The organism is Rhodobacteraceae bacterium D3-12 (assembly GCA_025916135.1).
Taxonomy (GTDB): Bacteria; Pseudomonadota; Alphaproteobacteria; order Rhodobacterales; family Rhodobacteraceae; genus JAKGBX01.
Window position 1 is genome coordinate 1,826,931 of record CP104793.1, and the last position, 18,033, is coordinate 1,844,963.

Genomic DNA, 18,033 nt, shown 5'->3' on the forward strand with positions numbered 1-18,033 from the left:
CCCAGCCTATGCTTGCGCAGCGCCCAGAGCGGACCTAAGAGGACAGACATGAAATTTCTTGATCTTGCGAAGGTTTATCTTCGGTCCGGTTCGGGCGGGAACGGCTGTATCAGCTTCCGGCGCGAGAAGTATATCGAATACGGCGGGCCGGATGGCGGCGATGGTGGCCGGGGCGGTGATGTCTGGGCCGTGGCGGTCGAAGGGCTGAACACGCTGATCGACTTTCGCTATCAGCAGCATTTCTTTGCCAAGAACGGGCAGGGCGGCATGGGCCGTCAGCGCACCGGCAAGGATGGCGACGATATTATCCTGCGCGTCCCTGTGGGCACCGAAATTCTGGATGAAGATGAAGAGACCGTCATCGCGGATATCACCGAGGTGGGCGAACGTGTTTTGCTGGCCAAGGGGGGCAATGGCGGGTTTGGGAACCTGCATTTTAAGACCTCGACCAACCAAGCACCGCGCCGGGCCAATTCCGGACAGGAGGGTGTTGAACGCACCATCTGGCTGCGTCTCAAGCTGATTGCGGATGCCGGTTTGCTGGGCCTGCCCAACGCCGGGAAATCGACGTTTCTGGCGGCGACTTCGAATGCGCGGCCCAAGATTGCGGATTACCCGTTTACCACGCTGCACCCCAATCTGGGGGTTGTGGGCGTGGACAATGCCGAGTTCGTCATGGCGGATATTCCGGGCCTGATTGAGGGCGCGCATGAGGGGCGGGGCATTGGGGACCGCTTTCTTGGCCATGTGGAGCGGTGTTCGGTGTTGTTGCATCTGGTGGATGGCACATCCGAGACAGTGGCCGAGGATTACCGCACCATTATTGGCGAGCTGGAAGCTTATGGCGGGGCGTTGGCGGAAAAGCCGCGGGTGACCGCTCTGAACAAGATCGATGCCTTGGATGACGAGGAGCGTGCCGAGGCCAAGGCGGCGCTTGAAGCCGAAACGGGCGCGCCTGTCATGATGATGTCCGGCGTGTCGCGCGAGGGGCTGATTGATGTGCTGCGCGCGGTGCGCGGCGAGATCGAGGACGACCGCTTGCGCATCAAGTCCGCGGGCGAGGAGGCGGACCCGTGGCGTCCCTGAGCCAGGCAAAGCGGCTGGTTATCAAGATCGGCTCGGCGCTTTTGGTGGATCGCGATGGCGGCGGGTTGAAGTCAGCTTGGCTAAGCGGTTTGGCCGAAGATGTGGCGTGGCTGAAATCACAAGGCAAGGATGTTGTGCTGGTGTCCTCCGGCTCGATCGCGCTTGGGCGTGGGGTGTTGGGCTTAACCGCGAACGAGCTGGCGCTGGAGCAAAGCCAGGCGGCGGCGGCCGTGGGTCAGATCCGGCTGGCGCGGGCCTATGAAGAGGCGTTGCAGCCGCATGGGATCACCACGGCGCAGGTTCTGGTCACGTTAGAGGACAGCACGGACCGGCGGCGTTACCTCAATTCCCGCGCAACGCTGGACCAGTTGATCGGGCTGGGCGTCGTTCCGATTGTGAACGAGAATGACACCGTGGCCACCGACGAGATCCGCTATGGCGACAACGACCGGCTGGCGGCGCAGGTGGCGGTGACGGTGGGGGCGGATGTGCTGGTTTTGCTGTCGGATGTGGACGGGTTTTATTCGGCCAATCCGAGCACGGACCCGGACGCCAAACGCTATGACACGATTGACGAGATCACCTCCGAGATCGAGGCGATGGCCGGTGATGCGGGTTCGGGCCTGTCCAAGGGCGGGATGAAGACCAAGCTTATGGCTGCGCAAACGGCGATTTCTGCGGGCTGTGCCATGGCGATCACCGAAGGGTCGGTTCTGCGCCCGTTGCGCGCCTTGGACGGCGGGGCGAATGCGACGTGGTTTACCGCCAAGCTTGACCCGCATACGGCGCGCAAACGCTGGATCGCGTCGATGAAGCCCAAGGGCGCGATCACGGTCGATGGCGGAGCGGCGGCGGCGCTGGTGCGGGGCAATTCACTGCTGCCTGCCGGGGTGAAAGCGGTGACGGGCGCGTTTGATCGCGGTGCGCCGGTGGCGATTTTGACAGCCGATGGGCATAAGATCGGTCAGGGGCTGAGTTGTTATTCCTCGATCGAGACAGAGGCGATCAAGGGCCAGAAATCGGATCGGATTGAGCCGCTTTTGGGCTATCCGGGGCGCGCGGCGTTGATCCATCGCGATGATATGGCGCTGTGAGCGCAAGGGAGGGTGAGAGATGAAAGACGGCGGTGATATTCACGCTTTGATGGCGGATTTGGGCAAGCGGGCCAAGCGGGCGGCGGCGGATTTGGCATTTGCCCCGGCCGAGGCCAAGGCCGCGGCGTTGAACGCAGCGGCGGATGCGGTTTGGGCGCGGCGCGACGAGATCATCGCGGCCAATGCCAAGACCTTGAGTTCGGGCGCGACAAGGGGCTGTCACCGGCGATGATGGATCGGCTGATGCTGGACGCTGAGCGTATCAAGGGCATCGTCGAGAGCCTTCGTGCGGTGGCGGCGCAGCCTGATCCGGTGGGCGAGACCCTGACCGAATGGGACATGGAGTCTGGCCTGCATATCCGCCGGGTGCGCACGCCGTTGGGCGTGATCGGTGTGATTTATGAAAGCCGCCCGAATGTGACGGCGGATGCCGGGGCGCTGTGTCTCAAAGCCGGAAACGCGGTGATTTTGCGCGGCGGGTCAGAGAGTTTTCATTCCTCAGGGGTGATTCATGCCTGTTTGCAGGACGGATTGAAGGCCGCGGGCCTGCCCGAAGATGCGGTGATGCGCGTGCCGACGCGCGACCGTGCGGCGGTGAGCGAAATGCTGACCATGACCGACACGATTGATGTGATTGTGCCGCGTGGCGGCAAGGGGTTGGTCGGGCTGGTGCAACGCGAAGCGCGGGTGCCGGTTTTTGCCCATCTCGAAGGGATCGTGCATATCTATATCGACGCCGCCGCCGATCCGGTGAAAGCGTTGAACGTGGTGATGAACGCGAAAACCCGGCGCACGGGAATTTGCGGCGCGGCGGAGTGTTTGCTGATCCACGAAAGCCTTGTCGACACAATTGGCCAAGGGGTGATCCGCGCGTTGATCGACGCCGGTGTGACGGTGCATGCAGATGAGCATTTGCAAGCGATTGAGGGCACTGTGCCCGCCACCGAGGATGACTGGGGGCGCGAGTATCTGGACATGGATATCGCGGCGAAAGTGGTGCCGGACGTGGACGGCGCGATTGCGCATATCCGCGCCTTCGGCTCAAACCACACCGATTGCATCCTGACCGAGGATGACGCCACTGCGGCGCGGTTCTTTGAACGGCTCGATTCGGCGATCCTTATGCGCAATACCTCGACCCAGTTTGCTGATGGCGGAGAGTTTGGCATGGGCGCGGAGATTGGCATTGCCACGGGCAAGATGCACGCGCGTGGTCCGGTAGGGGCAGCGCAGCTCACCAGCTTCAAATACCTTGTTGAGGGCGACGGAACGGTGCGCGGCTGATCCCTTCTAAAAGGTGACGTTGATCGTGGTGTCGCTGCTGTCAAAGGCGAGGGCGCGGCCAAGGCCACTTATGACCTCGGGCAAGAGCGCATATTGGACATGCGCGGGTTTGAGATCGGCCGGGGTGGCGGCGCCGGTGAGCGCGCCCCAGAGGTCGGGATCACAGTTCACCCTGTCGCCAGTGCCTTGGAAGCTGAAGCTGTTTCCCTCGCGCTGAACCGTCATCATCCCGCCGCGTGGCAGGGCGGTTTCGATGCACAGAAGTGTCAGGAACGCGGCCTGCACCTCGGCGCGGATGATGTCACCCTCGGCTTGCCATTCGGCCTTGTGGCGGCCTTCGCTATAGGCATCGGCGACGATGGCGGCGACGGTGGGCGCCCCCAGCGTTTGTTCAGGTGAGGCGACGCCAAAGGCGATACGGAAGAACTTGATCCGCGAGGAGGCGTTGTTAACGCTTTCGGAAATAAGGTTAAGTTCTGGCGTTTCAATCGGCCCGCCCATGGCGATCAGTTCGACGCCATTGCCAATAGCGCCGACCGGGCTGATCAAATCGTGACAGATGCGAGATCCGACCAACGTGGCGAGGGAAAGTGTGCTATTGGTCATGAAACGCTCCGAAGTGAGGTAAAGATGAGTGAATTGAATGCGATACTGGCACCGGGCATGCGCGTGCGCCACCCTGCACGCGCCGAATGGGGCGTTGGCGAAGTGCAATCGAATATCGGTGGCAAGGTCACGGTGAATTTCCCCGAGGCAGGCAAGGTTGTCATTAACGGCGCGCGGATCGCGTTGGATATCGTCTTTGATGACGAATGAAAGTTATCAAAAGGTTAACGCAGATTAACCTAACTTGCACCACAGCGGATGGCCGCTTACAACCCAAGGCAGATTAACCCACGCCGGATCGGGTCAAGCCGGATCTGGTGAGGCCGGATCAGGTGAGCCGGATCGAAAAGGGCGGGACCAGCAGGACCGGAGCAGATGGGCGAGCCGCAATTTGAAGTGAAACTGGCCGAGACCGAGGCGGAGCTTTTGGCGGCGCAGCGGCTGCGCTATGCCGTGTTTGTTGACGAATTGGGCGGGGGCGGTGCGATGGTGGACCATGACCGCCGCCTAGAGACGGACAGGTTCGATCCGTTTTACGACCATATGATCCTGATTGATCACAGCCGCGATGCGCAAGCCTTGGAGCATGTGGTCGGGGTGTACCGGCTGATGCGCGCGGGGCAGGCCGCCGAAGCGGGTGGATTTTATTGCGAAAGCGAATACGGGTTGGAGCCGCTGAAATCCAGCGGGCGGCGGTTGCTTGAGCTGGGCCGGTCCTGTGTTTTGCCGCAGTATCGCGGCGGGGCGGCGATGTATCACCTGTGGAGCGGGTTGGCGGGATATGTCGAGGCGCATGAGATCGACATCCTGTTCGGGGTGGCGAGCTTTCATGGCACCGACGTTGAGGCGCTGGCGCAGCCGTTGTCCCTGTTGCATCACCGCCACCTTGCCCCCGAGGCGCTCAGGGTGCGTTCGCATGTGTTTCAACCGATGGATCTGATTGCCGAGGAGGCATTGGACCGGCGCGAGGCGATGTTGCAGGTGCCTGCGCTGATCAAGGCTTACTTGCGGCTTGGCGGGGTTGTGGGCGAGGGGGCGTTTGTCGATCATGCGTTCAACACCACAGATATTTGTCTGATCATGGAGACCGGCAAGATGAACGCACAGCGGCGCAGAATTTACGCCAGCGAGGCGCGCGCGTGAGCACCTGGAACCCGGATTTCGAGCCTCCAATGGTGCGGATCGGGGCCTTGGGGTGGGGGTTGGTCGTGCTGCGCGGTCTTGTCCTTGGGAGTGTGGTGTTCGGCGGGTTGGTGATCCTGTTGCTCATCCGGCTGATCGAGCGGCCCTTGTTTGGTCTGCGCCGACCGTGGACGCCGTGGTTGGTTCAGGCGGTGTGCCGGGTGGCGTTTGTCATCCTCGGGATGCGGCATCGGGTGCAGGGCAGACCGATGAAGGAGCGCGGGGCGGTGGTCTCTAACCATGCATCATGGCTGGATATTTTCGCTCTGAACGCCTGTAAGCGGGTGTATTTTGTTTCAAAATCCGAAGTGGCGGGATGGCCGGGAATTGGTTGGCTGGCGCGGGCGACGGGGACGGTGTTTATCAATCGCGACCGTCGCGAGGCCAAGGCGCAGCAGGTGATTTTCGAGGACCGCTTGCTGGCCGGGCATAAGCTGTTGTTTTTTCCCGAGGGCACGTCGAGCGATGGGCGGCGCATTTTGCCTTTTAAATCAACGCTGTTTCAGGCGTTCTTTGCGCCGGACCTGCATCATGAATTGCATATCCAGCCGGTGACGCTTGTCTATCGCGCGCCCGATGGGGCGGATAAGCGGATTTATGGCTGGTGGGGCGACATGGAGTTCGGGCCGCATTTGCTGCAAACGCTGGCGGCGGTGCGGCAAGGGTCGGTCACGGTTATTTATCACGCGCCGATGAAGGTGGATGCGTTTGACGGGCGCAAGGCATTGGCCGCGGCTTGCGAGCAAGCGGTGCGCAGCGGTTTACCGGCGGATGTTCAGGACGCGTAGGCAGCAGCGGTGCAGACGGGCCGTAAAGACGGACATTGCGTTGGCACGACACACCCTAGGGCGCGGTGAGGGCTTTTAGCGCCGCAAGCGGATCGTCGGAGAGCCAGATTTCGTCGCCGATGCCGAAGAAATCGGTGACCGGGGCGAGGGCCGCAACCAGCGTTGGATCAAGCGCACCTTCGGCGACGACGGGCACTTCGATCATTTCGCTCCACCATGTGAAGAGGTCATGCTCGGCGATTGTGCCATCGCCAAGCGGCGTGTCGCCAACCGGGCCGAAGCAGACGTAATCCGCACCGGCTTCGCCCGCGGTCATGCCGTCATGGCGCGAGGCACCACAAAAGGCGCCGACAATGGCGTCTTTGCCCAGTTCTTTGCGGGCTTTGCGCACCGAACGTGCGCCATCCGTAAGGTGAACCCCATCGAGGCCGAGCCGCTCGACAAGAAGGATGTGGCGTTCGATCACCAGCGCCACATCGCGTTCGATGGTGACTTCGCGCACCGCATCGGCGGCGCGGCAGAGGGTGTCTTCGTCATGGGTGGACAGGGCGAGGCGCACGCAGGCCACGTCAACCGCATCAAGCACACGGGCGAGATCGGTGGGAAAGCGGCTCAGCTCAATCTCGGACGGAGAAATAAGGTAGATCTGGGGCTGCTCTGGCGCGTCCATCGGGGGTCCTCGATCCTTTGGTTTTGCGCTGCTATAGCGTAAAAAATTGCGCCGGGGCAAGCGTTTGCATTCGCGGATCGTGTTATTTGGCCGGCAACGTCGCGTTGAAATCGAGAGCCAGTTGCAGGAGGGTGGCGCGGGTGGTGTCATCTTCAAAGGCGTCGATGTCGGCGCCGACGTAACCGCTCATGCTGCGCGCACCCATGATGATGTGACCGACGCCGTCGAGATCCAGAGCCGCGCCCATCGCCGCTTTGCCGACGCGAAACATCGCACCGGAGGCGCGCACGCCGCAGACCATATTGCCGCGCACCATAAAACACAGCGCCCCAAACATGCGCTGTTCGCGCGGCGCGTGGGCATCAAGCTCTCTGCGCATGAGCGCGGCATGGTCGTTGTCATAGGCCATTGGGGCATCCGGGGTTCTGTTTCGGTGAGCATAGCGCAGACTTTGCCAGAGTGCCTTGGGTATTTTTACCAAGAAAGAGGGGGCGGGGCTTCAAATTCTGCTGGCTGTAGCGTATGCGCGCGAAGGACCTTCGGGAGTGATGACATGGCAAGTGACAGCCCTCAGCCGGCGTTTGTGCTGGTGCGGCCACAGATGGGTGAAAACATCGGCGCGGCGGCGCGAGCGATGTGGAACTTTGGTCTGGATCGGATGCGGGTTGTGGCGCCGCGCGATGGCTGGCCGAGCGAGCGGGCTGTGGCGATGGCGAGCGGGGCCGGGCGGTTGCTGGACGAGGCGGGGCTTTATGGCGATCTGGCCGGGGCGGTTGCGGATTGCACCTATGTTTACGCCACCACGGCGCGGCCGCGCGAGTTGACCAAGCCGGTTCTAAGCCCGGAGCGCGCCATGGCGGATGCGGCCGCGCGGATCAGGGCCGGAGAGAAGGTTGCGGTGTTGTTCGGACCGGAGCGCGCGGGGCTTGAGAACGACGATATCGCCAAAGCCAACGCAATTATTTCGGTGCCGGTGAACCCGCGGTTTGCCTCGTTAAACCTTGGGCAATGTGTGCTGTTGACCGCTTATGAGTGGATGCGGGCCGAGGGCGAGGTTGCGCATGAGGTTTACGAGCCGAGCAAGGGCGATTGGGCGACGGGCGGCGATATGGAAAAGCTAGCCGAGCATTATGAGGCGCAGCTGGACGAAGCCGGGTTTTTCTTTCCGCCGGAAAAGGCAGACGGGATGAAGGTAAACCTGCGCAACCTGTGGAGCCGGATGCGATTGACCCGCACGGATGTGCAGATGTTACATGGGGTCATGCGGCAAATGGTGCGGTGGAAGACCCGTTGAAGGCGGGCGCGCGGCGGCCTAGGTTGAGCGCAGCAACGAGAGGCGAGTGATGGCTGAGAAACGATCCATTTTCGAGGAAGTCGGCGAGGGCGCGAAAACGCCGGAACCATCGGGCGGCGGCATGATCGACCGGGGGCGCAAGGGCGCACGCGGGGCGATCCGGGTTTGGCTGTTCATGCTGTTCGCGCTGGTTGTGCTGATGATCGCCGTGGGCGGTTTGACCCGGCTGACCGACAGCGGGTTGAGCATCACCGAGTGGAAGCCAGTGACCGGCGCGTTGCCACCGATGAGCGAGGCCGATTGGCAGGCCGAATTTGCCAAGTATCAGAAAATCCCGGAATTTCAGATTGAAAACAAATGGATGGAGCTTGGGGATTTCAAGGCCATCTATTGGTGGGAATGGGGACATCGCCAGTTGGGCCGGGTTATCGGGCTTGTCTGGGCCATCGGGTTTTTCATCTTTTGGGTGGGCGGAAAGATCCCGCCGGGGTGGACCGGACGGTTGCTCTTGCTCGGCGGGCTTGGCGGCTTGCAGGGGGCTGTGGGCTGGTGGATGGTTGCCAGCGGGTTGACCGGAAGCATGACGGATGTGGCGAGCTATCGGTTGGCGACGCATCTTGGTTTGGCGTTTGTGATCCTTGGGTTCATCACTTGGTATGCCTTGATGTTGGCGCGCGACGAGCGCGATTTGATGCAGGCGCGGCGGCTGCGTGAGGGCAAGCTCTTTTCTCTGGGCACGGGCTGGATGCATTTTGCGTTTCTGCAAATCCTGTTGGGAGCCTTGGTCGCGGGGATCGACGCGGGGCGCTCTTATACCGATTGGCCGTTGATGGGCGGGCAGCTGGTTCCGCCGGGCGCGCTTGCGATTGAGCCGATGTGGCGCAACTTCTTTGAGAATCCGGGGCTGGTGCAGTTTATTCACCGCTGTGTGGGCTATCTTTTGGCGGCGTTTACCATCATGGTTTGGCTGCGCGGACGGCGCAGTGCCAACCGCAAGACGCAAGTGGCGTTTAGCGCGGCAGCGATTGCTTTGGCGGCGCAAGTTGCCCTCGGGATCTACACCGTCATCATGGGCGCACCTTGGCAGGTTGCGATCCTGCACCAATTGGGGGCCGTTGCGGTTTGGGTGTTGATCATCCGGGCGCGTTTCGCGGCACAATACCCGCACGCAACGTCGATCAGAGGATAGCGAGCAATGACAGCATATGACGAGTTGATGGCGTTTGAGCGTCGCACCGGGGCGCTTGGGCAAATCGCCGGGCGGCTGGGCTGGGATCAGGAAACGGTGATGCCGCGCGGCGCAGCGGAGCAGCGGGCCGAGGAGAGCGCGGCATTGCAGGCGGTGCTGCATGCACGGCGTTGCGATCCCAAAATCGGTGAGTGGCTGGCGGCGATCGACGTGAGCACGCTGGATCAGGTCGGTCAGGCCAATGTCCGCCATATCACGCGGTCCTTTGAACGGGTGAACCGGGTGCCGGAAGAGTTGGCCACGGCTTTGGCGCGGCTAACCAGCCGGGCGCAGGGGCAATGGGCCGAGGCCCGCGCAGAGGAAGACGTGGCGGCGTTTCTGCCGGTGCTTGACGAGATCGTAACGCTCAAGCGGGAAGAGGCGGCGGCGCTGGCGGTTGGTGGCGATCTTTATGACGCGCTGCATGATGATTACGAACCCGAAGGCAAGGCGGCCGATCTTGTCGCGATGTTTGGCGCGCTGCGCCCACGTTTGGTTGCGCTGCGCGAGGCGGCTCTGGCGGCCAAGGGGCCAGAACCGGTGACCGGCAGCTTTGACGAGCAGGCGCAAATGAAGCTGACCCGGAAATTGGCCAAGACCTTTGGCTATGACATGAGCCGCGGGCGGATCGACAAGGCGGTGCATCCGTTTTCGTCCGGCTCGTTCAATGATGTGCGCATTACCACGCGCACATCCGAGGATGATCCGTTCAACTGTTTCTATTCAACCATCCATGAGGTTGGTCACGGGTGCTACGAGCAAAATATCGCGCAGGAACATGGGTTTACGCCGCTGGGCCAAGGCGTTTCCATGGGGGTGCATGAAAGCCAGAGCCGGATTTACGAGAATCAACTGGGCCGCAGCCGTGCCTTTGCCGGGTGGTTGTTCGGCGAGATGAAAGACAGTTTCGGCGACTTTGGCGTGGCGGATGAAGAGGCGTTTTATGGCGCGGTGAACCGGCTTCATAACGGGTTTATCCGAACCGAAGCGGATGAGGTGCAATACAACCTGCATGTGCTTTTGCGGTTCGATCTGGAACGGGCGCTGATCGCCGGTGATCTTCTGGTTGGTGATCTCGAAAGCGCGTGGAACGACCGGTTTTTGGCGGATTTCGGCTTTGCTGTCGACAAGCCGTCGAACGGATGTTTGCAGGATGTGCATTGGTCCGTAGGGCTGTTTGGCTACTTCCCGACCTATACGCTGGGCAACGTCTATGCCGGCTGTCTGCACAGCGCGTTGCGCGACGCGGTGCCGGGGTTGGATGACCAGCTGGCCAAGGGCGATCTGGAAGCTGCGACCACATGGTTGCGCGATAATGTGCAGCAATATGGCGGGCTTTACCGGCCGCGCGAGGTGATTGAAAAAGCCTGTGGCGCGGCGCCAAGCGAGGGGCCGTTGCTGGAATATGTCGAGGCGAAATTCGGTGAAATTTACGGTCTTTAACGCGGTTTAGTCGAGGCTGGCGAAGCATTCTTCGATCCAGTCGACGACGCGACAAATGGCGATGTCCTGGCTGTGTGTTTCGTGAAAAAACACCCAGCAATCCAGCGTGAGCGGGAAGGTTTCGGTGTCGATCGCGACGAGGTCGGCGTCGGCTTTTGCCATGGCGTCGGGCAAGGGCGCGGGCATGCGCAGGGATTTGGCAAGGCCGTAGAGCGACCCGAAGGTGCTGGCGCGGTGGCGCGGGCGCGTTTTGAAATGGGCGTCTGCGCGGCGCATCAATTCGTGCGTGTCATACATATCGCTGAGGCCGAGCCAGCCTTTGTTGGCTGTGCCGCCGCGCGGCATGTAGAGGTTGAAGGTCATTTCACCGAGTTTGCGCGCAGTAAGACGGGTGCTCTCGGGCTTGGTAAAGCTGACCACGAGGTCGTTTTCACCCAAGGCACCGGGGGTGATCCGGTCGTTAAACGTAACGGCGAGCCCGGCGAGGACTTCGGGCGTTTTTTGCAATGATGGCAACAGCATAGCCGAGTTGATGAACGGCATGCAGCCGAGTTTGACGGGGATCTTTTCGTCGAGCCCTTCGGTGGCGGCGTTGAGTTCGGATTGAATGCGCCCGTCAAAGCCGAGGGCGACGTCGATCAGACGGCGTGCGAAATCTGTGGTCTGCCAGCCATCGCGCGTGCGGTTGAGGAGCGGGCCGCCGAGGGTTGCAGAGAGGCGGTCGAGCCGCCGCGAGACGGTGGCCGTATTGGTGCCAAGATAACGCGCCGCGCCGGCCATGGTGCCGGTGCGGTGAAGCGCGACCAGAAAGCGCAAATCATCCCAGTTTTTAAAAGTTCGGATGTTCATTTCCGTGCCCGCCAAAGCCGGGTCTGTCTTGGATTACGCCAAAACCAAACGCCGAAAGCGCAAGGCGGATGTGCCTGTTCCAAGTAACGACCCGTTTGCTGAATTTCCCAGTTCAAACTATTTCAGGATGAAAGAGTATTTGCAAGATACAGCTTAAGCGGGAATTGTCACAAGAGGGTGTTGTCCCGAACACCGCATCGTTTGTGGCCATACAGATCGGTGACCGACCGGCATTGGACGAGCGTTAACGCGCAAGATCGAGGGTGTTCTTACCACACACTGGTTTGCATTGCCTTGCCCCAGAAGGCTAACGCAGCAGCATTGCCAAAGTGTTAAACCACCGTGTCGTGAGACCTCGGACGCTTGCTCAGCGTTTTTCCAGCGCGGCGGCGATGCGTTCCATGGCGGCGCTGCTGCGTTCCTGAAGAGCGATCAAGCGCGTCTGATTCTCAATCACCTTTTCGTTCGAGCGCACGATCCGCTCGCTTGCCTGCGGGGCGTTGCGGCTGCGAAAGATCATATAGGCAAACAACGCGATAAGGACGATAAAAAGCGTTGTGAGAATCGCGTCGTAGCTCACTCTTCTGCCGCGCCCTCTGTGCCGCCGTCTGCGCCATCAATGGTGTCGTCTTCCTCGCCCTGATCGGCGATCCATGCGACCGAGACAACCTCTTCGCCCTTGCCGGTGTTGAACACCTTGACGCCACCGGCGCTGCGCGAACGGAAGGAGATGCCCTCAACCGGCACGCGGATCGACTGGCCCTTGGAGGTGGCGAGCATGATCTGATCGTCGAGATCAACCGGGAAGGAGGCAACGATTTCACCGCCGCGCATCGCCTTGTCCATCGCCTGAACCCCCATGCCGCCACGGCCACGCACCGGGTAGTCATGCGACGAGCTTAGCTTGCCCGCGCCGCCGGATGTGATTGTAAGCAATAGGTTTTCTGCGGCCGACATTTCGGCGTAGCGCTCTTGGGAAAGTTCGCCTGCGGGGGCTTCTTCGTCCTCGACCTCGGCATCATCGGCAAGGCCGGCCATGGCGCGACGCATCTTGAGATAGGCGGCGCGTTCGTCGGCTTCGGCCTTGAAGTGGCGGATGACGGACATCGAGACGACCTCGTCATCGCCTTGCAATCTGATGCCGCGCACGCCGACCGAATTGCGACTGTTAAAGACGCGCACTTCGGTGGTCGGGAAACGAATGGCGCGGCCCGAATTGGTGACCAGCATCACATCGTCATCTTCGGAACAGATGCGGGCGTTGATCAGACGGGTGCCGGCGTTGTCATCCTCAAATTTCATCGCGATCTTGCCGTTGCGCATGACCTTGGTGAAATCCGACAGGCGGTTGCGGCGCACCGATCCTGCGGAGGTGGCAAAGACGATTTGCAGATCGTCCCACTCCTCCTCATCCCGGTCAACGGGCATGATTGCGGCGATGCTAACCCCTTGGGGGATCGGCAGAATATTGACGATTGCCTTGCCTTTGGACGTGCGGCCACCAAGCGGCAGGCGCCAAGTCTTGAGCTTGTAAACCATGCCATCGGTGGTGAAGAACAAAAGCTGCGTATGGGTGTTGGCCACAAAGAGCGTGGTGACCACGTCTTCTTCCTTGGTGGCCATGCCAGCGAGGCCCTTGCCGCCGCGTTTCTGGGCGCGGAAATCGGCCAGAGCGGTGCGTTTGATATAGCCGCCGGAGGTGACGGTGACGACCATATCCTCGCGTTCGATCAGGTCTTCGTCGTCCATGTCCCCGGACCAGTCGACGATCTCGGTGCGGCGGGGCACGGCGAAGAGGTCTTTGACCTCCTGAAGCTCGTTCGAAATGATCGACATGATCCGTTCGCGTGAACCAAGAATTTCGAGGTATTCCTTGATCTTACCTGCAAGTTCTTCAAGTTCGTCGGTAACCTCTTTGACACCGATCTGGGTCAGGCGTTGCAGGCGCAATTCAAGGATCGCGCGGGCCTGTGTTTCGCTGAGGTTATAGGTGCCGTCGTCGTTCATCTTGTGGGTCGGATCGTCGATCAGGCGGATGTAGGGCGCGATGTCAGCGGCAGGCCAGCGTCGCTCCATCAGTTTGACGCGCGCCTCGGCGGCATCGGCAGAGGCGCGGATCGTCGCGACCACCTCATCCACATTCGACACCGCGACGGCGAGACCGCAGAGAATATGTGAACGCTCGCGGGCCTTGCGCAGTTCAAACGCGGTACGGCGGGCGACCACGTCTTCGCGGAAATCAATGAACGATGTCAGGAACCTACGGAGCGTAAGTTGTTCCGGCCGACCACCGTTCAGCGCCAGCATGTTACAGCCGAAATAGGTCTGCATCGGGGTGAAGCGGAACAGCTGGTTCAACACCACTTCGGCGGTGGCGTCGCGTTTGAGTTCGACAACGACGCGGACACCGTTGCGGTCGGATTCGTCCTGAACGTGGCTGACGCCTTCGATTTTCTTGTCACGCACCATTTCGGCGATCTTTTCGATCATCGAGGCCTTGTTCACCTGATAGGGGATCTCATCCAGGATAATGGCATAGCGATCCTTACGAATTTCTTCGACCCGCGTGCGGGCGCGGATGATGACGCTGCCGCGACCTTCGAGATAGGCTTTATGCGCGCCGCTGCGGCCCAGCATGATGCCGCCGGTGGGAAAATCGGGGCCGGGCACATACTCAATCAGCTGTTCCGAGGTCAGGTCCGGCTCTTCAATGAGGGCAAGGCAGGCGTCGATCACTTCGCCCAGATTGTGCGGCGGAATGTTGGTTGCCATGCCGACCGCGATGCCGCCCGCGCCGTTGACCAGCATGTTGGGGAAACGTGCCGGAAGGACGGTAGGTTCGCGGTCTTTGCCGTCGTAGTTGTCTTGGAAATCAACGGTTTCTTTGTCGATGTCGGCAAGGATAAAGGCGGCGGGTTTATCCATGCGCACTTCGGTATAGCGCATGGCGGCGGCGTTATCGCCATCCATCGAGCCGAAATTGCCCTGACCATCGAGCAGCGGCAGGGACATCGAGAAATCCTGCGCCATACGGACCAGCGCGTCGTAGATCGCGCTGTCGCCGTGGGGGTGGTATTTCCCCATGACATCGCCCACCGGACGGGCCGATTTACGGTAGGGTTTGTCGTGGCTGTTGTTGGTCTCATGCATGGCATAGAGAATGCGGCGGTGGACGGGTTTGAGGCCGTCACGCAGGTCGGGAATGGCACGCGAAACGATGACCGACATGGCGTAGTCAAGATAGCTCGACTTCATCTCGTCCGTGATCGAGATGACAGGGCCATCATGCACCGCGCGTTCGGGTGTGTTTTCGTCTTTGTTTTCAGGGGTTTCTGGCGTGTCGCTCAAGAGTATGGCCTGTCCGCTTGGGGGGCTCGAAAAGGCCCCATATTTTGTTGCACGAACTATAACAGAGCCAGCATATGGGGTGCAATCAGAGTCTGCTTTTTGGGCAACTCAGCAACAGGAGAATTTCAACACGTTGATTTTATTTGATTATTAATCGGGGTTGGGCATCATTATCATACGAGCAGAAAGGATAACGCAGATGGAGATGTCGGAAACCGAGTTAATGCTGAAGGGATACGGGCTGACCACGGCAGAGTTTTATTATCATATGCCCGATTACACCCATGTGCTGAACAGCTTTGTCTGGCAGCATTATGATTTGGCGCCGGACCACCCGAAACTGTTTGATTTTATTGAGTTTTGGCAGCGCGAGATCGAGGGGCCGCTGCATTCGGTGCGCTTTACCCACCGCAAGATGATCGGGCCGGGGGAATGGCGCAACGTGGTGGGTGAGTTTACGCTTCACTAAGCGGGCGAACGGTTAGGTTAACGCCGCAGTGCGTGGCGGTTCACCGGGGGGTGACCTTCGGCTGACATCCGGCTGTTATGCGTATGACATCAGAAAACGGCATATGTTCATGAAGCATTAGGTTAATGCAGCGGTCGGTGGTGAAGCTCGGCGGCGAAGGTCGGTGGTGAATTTCGGTGGCGAATTTTGTCGCAAAATTCGGTTAAAATTCCTTGGAGGAATTTTGGGCGCGGGACGCCAGCGGAGGGACGTAAAAATCCTCGGAGGATTTTTGGCGGTTTCTTTGAAAGAAACCGCCCGTAGGCATCAAGGGATGATGCGGCTGTATTTCACGCCCTCAAGGGTCGCGCCCAGCAACAGGCCTGCTTGACCAAAGATCACGGCGATGACCGGCGCGGTTGAGGTTGTGGTTTCAGCGCGGATATTGCCCGCCGTATCCTTGACAACATATTCAAGGTCAGCGCCCGCGGCCCAACCTTGGGAGCGGCGGAATTTCATCAGCGCGTCATTGGTCATGAAGAACAGCACATGCGCGTATTGCTGTGCACCGATCTGCAAGCCAAAGCTGCCTTTGGCCGCCGAATAGTAATCAACCGTAACGTCATTCACCCGCAGCGCGCCGCGCCCGTAGCCGCCGCCGAAGCCAAAACCCGCTTCGGTGATCAGCGGCATGACCAGCATGCCGTGCGCCTTTTGCGCCAGTTCCTGAGTCGCGGGGTATTTGCTGTAGAGATATTCGAGCGTTTTGTTGACACGGGCGTCAACCTTGGCCGCGCCATTGGAGCCGACGCCATTGCCACATGCCGCCAAAGTGCCGGTGGCGAGGGTGGAGAGCGCAAAATTGCGCCGTGTGATCGTTTTCATGTGAGTGTTCCGCCTGTAGTTTTTGGTGTGCTCTGATGTGCCGGTTCTCCGGTCATTGGGCGCAGTATAGGCGGGGTTTTGCCGCCTGTCACTAGCCCAGCGTGGATTGGGCGAAAAGGTGCGAAAGGCGGTGAACTATGGCGCTGGCGCGTCGGCTCAAAATGCCTGCGATCGAGCGGCGGGATCAGCTTAGCGCATGGGCTACATCGGGCGCGAAATAGGTCAGCACACCATCGCAGCCTGCGCGTTTGAAGCACATCAGGCTTTCCATCATCGCGCGTTCGCCGTCGATCCAGCCGTTTTGTGCGGCGGCCATGATCATCGCGTATTCGCCCGACACCTGATAGGCAAAGGTCGGCGCGCCAAAGGAGTCTTTGACCCGGCGCGCGATGTCGAGATAGGGCATGCCCGGCTTGACCATCACCATATCCGCGCCTTCGCGCAGGTCACGTTCGACACAGCGCAGCGCCTCATCCGTGTTGGCGGGGTTCATCTGATAAGTGGTTTTGTCGCCTTTGAGCGCACCAGAGGCGCCAACCGCATCGCGGAACGGGCCATAAAAAGCCGAGGCATATTTCGCGGCATAGCTGAGGATCAGCGTGTTGGTATGGCCCTTGTCCTCGAGCGCGTCGCGGATCGCGCCGATGCGGCCATCCATCATATCCGACGGGCCGATGATATCGACCCCGGCACCGGCCTGTGCCAGCGCCTGTTTTACCAAGCATTCAACGGTTTCATCGTTGACGATCATCCCGTCGCGCACGATGCCGTCGTGGCCGTCGGAATTATAGGGGTCAAGCGCCACATCGGACATGATCGCGATAGAGGGCGCGGCGCGTTTGATGGCGTGGGTCGCCCGGTTGGAGAGGTTCATGGGGTTCCATGCTTCTTCGCAGCCCGGCGTTTTGAGCGAGGGATCAGTATAGGGAAAGAGGCAGATCGCCGGAATGCCAAGGGCTTCGGCTTCGACCGCGGCCTGCGCCACAAGATCGACCGAGCGGCGTTTGACGCCGGGCATTGAGGCCACGTCCTGTTCCACGCCTTCGCCTTCGCAGACAAACACCGGCCAGATCAGATCACCGACCGAGAGCGTTGTTTCCGCCACCATGGCGCGCAAATTGGCGTTTTTGCGGGTGCGCCGCAGGCGGGTGAGCGGAAAGGGGGCTTGGACGGGACGCATGGCGACGCTCCTTCTTGAATTGTTCTAAAGGGGATGGCATGAGGCGGGCGCATCTTCAAGGGTAGGAATTGCCGCAAAGCGGCGCTAGAAGGTGTTTCGCGGGAAAAAAGGCGGTAGGCTTTGGACTGGTATTCATCCGTTTTCGAACTCATCGACATGCGCAGCTTCTCGAACCTGTGGTTCTGGATCGCGCTGGCTGTGGTGTGGTCGACCGCCTCGCATTGGGTGCTGGGCGTGCCGTGGGATGTGGTGATCCGAGCGCGCCGCAATGGCGGGCAATATGAGGCCGATCTTGAGGACCTGATCCGCATCTATACCAACCGGCTGCTTTATATCGCGCGGATCTCGGGCTTGTGGCTGTTGGCCTTTGCCTGTTTCTTCCTGACGCTTCTGGGCTTGCTTGGCTTTGTCTATGATTTCGAGTTCGGGCAGGCGGTGTTTTTGCTGTTGTTCCCGATGACTTTGGTTGGCGCGCTGAGCCTGAATACGGCGCGGTTGATACAAGACCATGACGAGCATGGCGACGCGCTTTACCGGCGTCTGTCAAGGCACCGTATCATCACGCAAGCCATTGGTATGGTGGCGATTTTCGTGACCGCCCTATGGGGGATGTTCCAGAACCTGTCGCTTGGCCCCTGGGGGTGAATT

Annotated in this window: 18 protein-coding genes and 1 pseudogene; 11 read left to right on the forward strand and 8 right to left on the reverse strand. The window is 60.4% G+C overall.

What is annotated here, in order from left to right; genetic code table 11:
• Positions 1 to 48: 48 nt before the first annotated feature.
• The 3 genes and pseudogenes from obgE to N4R57_09045 all read left to right on the forward strand — a co-directional run bounded on the left by obgE (position 49) and on the right by N4R57_09045 (position 3,464).
• Entirely contained in the window at positions 49 to 1,086 is a 1,038-nt protein-coding gene (obgE, locus tag N4R57_09035) for a GTPase ObgE (protein ID UYV39125.1), read from the forward strand.
• Complete coding sequence (gene proB / locus N4R57_09040) at positions 1,074 to 2,180, forward strand: glutamate 5-kinase (protein ID UYV39126.1); 1,107 nt, start codon at positions 1,074 to 1,076, stop codon at positions 2,178 to 2,180. The genes obgE and proB overlap by 13 nt, the downstream gene beginning before the upstream one ends.
• Positions 2,181 to 2,199: 19 nt before the next feature.
• Positions 2,200 to 3,464 (forward strand): annotated as a pseudogene (locus N4R57_09045) (glutamate-5-semialdehyde dehydrogenase).
• A gap of 6 nt (positions 3,465 to 3,470) precedes the next feature.
• On the opposite strand, the gene N4R57_09050 reads toward N4R57_09045, so the two are convergent.
• Positions 3,471 to 4,070: a histidine phosphotransferase family protein gene (locus N4R57_09050; protein UYV39127.1), complete on the reverse strand. Its 600-nt coding sequence runs from the start codon at positions 4,068 to 4,070 to the stop codon at positions 3,471 to 3,473.
• A gap of 24 nt (positions 4,071 to 4,094) precedes the next feature.
• On the opposite strand from N4R57_09050, the gene N4R57_09055 reads away from it, so the two are divergent.
• From N4R57_09055 to N4R57_09065, 3 genes are all read left to right on the forward strand, one after another.
• A complete protein-coding gene (locus tag N4R57_09055; protein UYV39128.1) occupies positions 4,095 to 4,280 on the forward strand; it encodes a DUF3553 domain-containing protein in 186 nt (61 codons plus the stop codon).
• A 165-nt stretch (positions 4,281 to 4,445) separates the two neighbouring features.
• Positions 4,446 to 5,213, forward strand: coding sequence for a GNAT family N-acetyltransferase (locus N4R57_09060; GenBank protein UYV39129.1), 768 nt, complete (start codon positions 4,446 to 4,448; stop codon positions 5,211 to 5,213).
• 29 nt (positions 5,214 to 5,242) lie between these two features.
• On the forward strand, positions 5,243 to 6,040 hold the full coding sequence (locus N4R57_09065; GenBank protein UYV39543.1) for a 1-acyl-sn-glycerol-3-phosphate acyltransferase: 798 nt from the start codon (positions 5,243 to 5,245) through the stop codon (positions 6,038 to 6,040).
• Positions 6,041 to 6,095: 55 nt separating this feature from the next.
• Here N4R57_09065 and N4R57_09070 read toward each other — a convergent pair whose 3' ends face one another.
• The gene (locus N4R57_09070) at positions 6,096 to 6,710 is read right to left on the reverse strand and encodes a thiamine phosphate synthase (protein ID UYV39130.1); all 615 of its coding nucleotides are present in this window, start codon (positions 6,708 to 6,710) and stop codon (positions 6,096 to 6,098) included.
• 82 nt (positions 6,711 to 6,792) lie between these two features.
• The gene (locus tag N4R57_09075; GenBank protein UYV39131.1) at positions 6,793 to 7,119 is read right to left on the reverse strand and encodes a TfoX/Sxy family protein; all 327 of its coding nucleotides are present in this window, start codon (positions 7,117 to 7,119) and stop codon (positions 6,793 to 6,795) included.
• Between the two features lie 144 nt (positions 7,120 to 7,263).
• Here N4R57_09075 and N4R57_09080 point away from each other — a divergent pair, with 144 nt between their 5' ends.
• The 3 genes from N4R57_09080 to N4R57_09090 are packed head-to-tail and all read left to right on the forward strand — an operon-like array spanning position 7,264 to position 10,675.
• Positions 7,264 to 8,004: an RNA methyltransferase gene (locus tag N4R57_09080; GenBank protein ID UYV39132.1), complete on the forward strand. Its 741-nt coding sequence runs from the start codon at positions 7,264 to 7,266 to the stop codon at positions 8,002 to 8,004.
• A 49-nt stretch (positions 8,005 to 8,053) separates the two neighbouring features.
• Complete coding sequence (locus tag N4R57_09085; protein ID UYV39133.1) at positions 8,054 to 9,193, forward strand: COX15/CtaA family protein; 1,140 nt, start codon at positions 8,054 to 8,056, stop codon at positions 9,191 to 9,193.
• Between the two features lie 6 nt (positions 9,194 to 9,199).
• Positions 9,200 to 10,675 carry a carboxypeptidase M32 gene (locus N4R57_09090; GenBank protein UYV39134.1) on the forward strand — a complete coding sequence of 492 codons (1,476 nt, stop codon included), beginning with the start codon at positions 9,200 to 9,202 and terminating at the stop codon, positions 10,673 to 10,675.
• 6 nt (positions 10,676 to 10,681) lie between these two features.
• On the opposite strand, the gene N4R57_09095 is transcribed toward N4R57_09090, so the two are convergent.
• The 3 genes from N4R57_09095 to gyrA all read right to left on the reverse strand — a co-directional run bounded on the left by N4R57_09095 (position 10,682) and on the right by gyrA (position 14,872).
• Positions 10,682 to 11,524 carry a LysR family transcriptional regulator gene (locus N4R57_09095; protein UYV39135.1) on the reverse strand — a complete coding sequence of 281 codons (843 nt, stop codon included), beginning with the start codon at positions 11,522 to 11,524 and terminating at the stop codon, positions 10,682 to 10,684.
• A gap of 367 nt (positions 11,525 to 11,891) precedes the next feature.
• Positions 11,892 to 12,104: a hypothetical protein gene (locus N4R57_09100; protein UYV39136.1), complete on the reverse strand. Its 213-nt coding sequence runs from the start codon at positions 12,102 to 12,104 to the stop codon at positions 11,892 to 11,894.
• On the reverse strand, positions 12,101 to 14,872 hold the full coding sequence (gene gyrA, locus N4R57_09105; protein UYV39137.1) for a DNA gyrase subunit A: 2,772 nt from the start codon (positions 14,870 to 14,872) through the stop codon (positions 12,101 to 12,103). The genes N4R57_09100 and gyrA overlap by 4 nt, the downstream gene beginning before the upstream one ends.
• A gap of 199 nt (positions 14,873 to 15,071) precedes the next feature.
• Between gyrA and N4R57_09110 the strand changes: the two genes are divergently transcribed.
• Entirely contained in the window at positions 15,072 to 15,341 is a 270-nt protein-coding gene (locus tag N4R57_09110; protein UYV39138.1) for an usg protein, read from the forward strand.
• 306 nt (positions 15,342 to 15,647) lie between these two features.
• Here N4R57_09110 and N4R57_09115 read toward each other — a convergent pair whose 3' ends face one another.
• Positions 15,648 to 16,205 carry a YSC84-related protein gene (locus N4R57_09115; protein UYV39139.1) on the reverse strand — a complete coding sequence of 186 codons (558 nt, stop codon included), beginning with the start codon at positions 16,203 to 16,205 and terminating at the stop codon, positions 15,648 to 15,650.
• Between the two features lie 184 nt (positions 16,206 to 16,389).
• Positions 16,390 to 17,385: a porphobilinogen synthase gene (gene hemB / locus N4R57_09120; protein UYV39140.1), complete on the reverse strand. Its 996-nt coding sequence runs from the start codon at positions 17,383 to 17,385 to the stop codon at positions 16,390 to 16,392.
• Positions 17,386 to 17,505: 120 nt separating this feature from the next.
• Between hemB and N4R57_09125 the strand changes: the two genes are divergently transcribed.
• Positions 17,506 to 18,030 carry a component of SufBCD complex gene (locus tag N4R57_09125; protein UYV39141.1) on the forward strand — a complete coding sequence of 175 codons (525 nt, stop codon included), beginning with the start codon at positions 17,506 to 17,508 and terminating at the stop codon, positions 18,028 to 18,030.
• The last annotated feature ends 3 nt before the right edge of the window (positions 18,031 to 18,033 follow it).